The following is a 2,655-nucleotide window of genomic DNA, read 5'->3' as shown; positions in this document are numbered from 1 at the left end:
AGATAAGCTTCTTTATTGATAGGAGCTGACCGAGATGATTGGAGATCGCGCTGATGCCATGCTTGAAGACATGGATGGTAAGCGCGCATTTCCCTGCGCGTTGACTTCGCCGCTATGAGATGTGCTCGTCTTTTGCCTATGGGCCTTGATCAGGCAGGTGTGGCTTTTGCGAAGTTGAATGGCAGGAGGTCGTTGATATCTGCACGATCTGGACGCTGCGGCATTTCGGTGAAGACGTGCCGCAACCAGGCGAATGGGTCGACGCCACAGGCGCGACAGGTCAGCATAAGGCTGTAGATGACGGCGCTCGCCTTGGCCCCATCGACGGTGTCACAGAAGAGCCAGGATTTTCTTCCGGTTGCAAAAACTCTGATATCGCGTTCCAATAAATTGTTGTCGATCGGCATCCTGCCGTCCTCGGTGTAGCGGGAGAGATACTCCCACTGGTTTCGGGTATAGGAGATGGCATCGCCAAGCTTGGTGTCGGGCACGACCCTGGGGGCCGTCCTGTCGAGCCACTCCTTCAGGGCATTGAGGACCGGAACGCTGTGTTTCTGGCGCAATCGTCGGATGCAATCGGCCCGCGTTTCGCCGTCATCCGGCTTTTCGTCGCGCACCTGCCTTTCAATCCGGTAGAGCTGGTCGAAGAACTTCAATGCCTGCGCTGGCGGGCCGCTTTGTTTCTTCCCGGCCTTGAAGGCGTTGACGAAGCGTCGCCTGGCATGAGCCATACACCCGACATGTGTTGCGCCCTTCAGGGTGCGCCAGGCCTGATAGCCATCGCTCATCAGAATGCCGCGATAGTCACCAAGGAAAGTCTGCGGATGCACCTGCCCACGACCGGGCTGATATTCGAGCAGTACAACTGGCTCAAGGCTGTCCTGCCCGCTGCGATAGGCCCAGATGTAGGATTCGTCGGTTGCTTTCCTGCCCTTTTCCTTCAGCACCTGCACCGTGGTCTCATCACCATGGATGACGCTCTGCGACAGGAGACGCTGCTTCAGGGCATCGTAGATGCGAACGAGATGCTTTTCGCTCGAACCGATCACCCAATGGCCAAGAGCGCCCCGGCTGACAGGAACGCCAGCGCGCTCGAAGACCTGTGCCAGACGATAGAGCGGTGTGCCGTCGACATATTTATGAACAAGAGCAAAGGCCAGCGTCGAGGCCGTGGCAATACTGCCCGGCAAGGGCTGTGCGGGCATCGGCGCGATGATGACGGGCGTGCTGATATCGGTGCGTTCACAATTGCGGCAGGCATACTTGGCCCGGGCATTCTGCAGCACCGTGGCCTTCACCTCGATATGCAACTGCTCGGTAACGAGTTCGCCCATGCGATGCAATGGGTGCCGGCAGCATGGACAGGTCTTCTGATCGTCGGCAAGGTCATATTCAACGCGTTGACGTGGCAAATTTGCCGGAAGAGGTTTGCGTCCGCATTTCCGGCCATGGGGCTTTTCCATCTCCGGTAATCCCGTATCGGGAAGGTCAGCGGTGGCGGTCTCGTTACAGTCGGCCAGGCCCTCATCAGCGTTGGCCTCAAGAGCAGCGCTCTCCGCTTCATTGAAGACGCGATCCATATGCTTTTCGCTACGCGGTGCAAAACGATGCAGTTGTGCAAGCGCCAGTTCTTCCTCGAGCTTGAAGACGCGCTGCTCAAGGGCGTCCCTCTCGGCCCGCAGTGCTGCGTTCTCGGCAGCATTCGCCGCCAGAAGCGCCATCAGTTCCTCAACGGTCAGGGTGCCGGCTCGTGTCATTCCAGCTTTGAATCTGAACCGCCGCGCTCCGTCAACAGCTTTCAGCCGACAAACTCATATTGCCGAACAGGGTGGCGCACCATCGCGTCAAGATCAATACCGTCGAGTAGCCAGCGCAACTGTTCAGTATCGAGCCTCACGACCGGCACCTCGCGACGCGGCCAGCGAAACCGATCTTCTGACAAGGCTTTCAATACAAGCACAAACCCTGACCGCTCGAAGAACAGCAGCTTCATTCGGGTGCGCCGGCGGTTGCAAAAGACGAAGACAGCACGCTCGAACGGGCTCAGGCCCATCGACTGCTCGACCAGGATCGCCAGGCTGTTGATCCCTGCACGAAAGTCGATCGGGTCTCGGTGTAGATAGACGCGAAGATCGTCAGCCAGCCGGAACATGACACCGCCCCAGAACCTCGATCATCGCGAAAAGGGCCCGCTCATCCACATTCTCAAGCTCGAGCCGTACACCGTTTGGCAAAGACGCCTTCAATCGCATCCCTGTCGATGACGGCTGAGCCGGTATGTCGGGATGCCGCGCAATCGGCGGCCCTCCAACAACCGGAACAAAGGCCGACGTTTCCTGCCCCGCAACAAACCTCAAAGCACCCTGTGCATGCCGGTCTCGGCGCAGCTTGACCCAATTGCGTAACTGATTGGCGTTGACGCCGTGCGCCAGCGCTAAACGGGCAACCGATACGCCAGGCTTCATTGCAGCATCAATCAGCCGGTCTTTCTCCACAGGATCGAACCGTCGCTTCCCGTTGGAAAGAACCTTCACTGCTCGTAGGGGCCTCGTCCCATTCAAGATACCCAATACCATTATGTCCACAGTCTCCATTGTGGACACAGAATCCTTCATTCGATTTTCAAAGAAAAGGTGTCCCGAATTGCGCGCTTAC

The 2,655-nt window shown here is 57.9% G+C and carries 3 protein-coding genes; all 3 read right to left on the bottom strand.

Going from position 1 to position 2,655, the window contains the following annotated elements:
* Nucleotides 1-149: 149 nt before the first annotated feature.
* Genes KWJ32_RS27835 through KWJ32_RS27825 form a run of 3 tightly spaced genes read right to left on the bottom strand, consistent with a single transcriptional unit; the run spans nucleotide 150 to nucleotide 2,576 of the window.
* The gene (locus tag KWJ32_RS27835; RefSeq protein ID WP_256886613.1) at nucleotides 150-1,757 is read right to left on the bottom strand and encodes an IS66 family transposase; all 1,608 of its coding nucleotides are present in this window, start codon (nucleotides 1,755-1,757) and stop codon (nucleotides 150-152) included.
* 41 nt (nucleotides 1,758-1,798) lie between these two features.
* Entirely contained in the window at nucleotides 1,799-2,152 is a 354-nt protein-coding gene (gene tnpB / locus KWJ32_RS27830) for an IS66 family insertion sequence element accessory protein TnpB (protein ID WP_112701418.1), read from the bottom strand.
* Entirely contained in the window at nucleotides 2,136-2,576 is a 441-nt protein-coding gene (locus tag KWJ32_RS27825) for a transposase (RefSeq protein ID WP_235915145.1), read from the bottom strand. Before KWJ32_RS27825 ends, tnpB begins: the two co-directional genes overlap by 17 nt.
* Nucleotides 2,577-2,655: the final 79 nt, after the last annotated feature.

This window comes from Ochrobactrum sp. BTU2, from assembly GCF_024539785.1.
GTDB lineage: Bacteria > Pseudomonadota > Alphaproteobacteria > Rhizobiales > Rhizobiaceae > Brucella > Brucella anthropi.
Note: the sequence above shows the minus strand (reverse complement) of the source record. Positions and strands in the feature narration are given on the sequence as shown.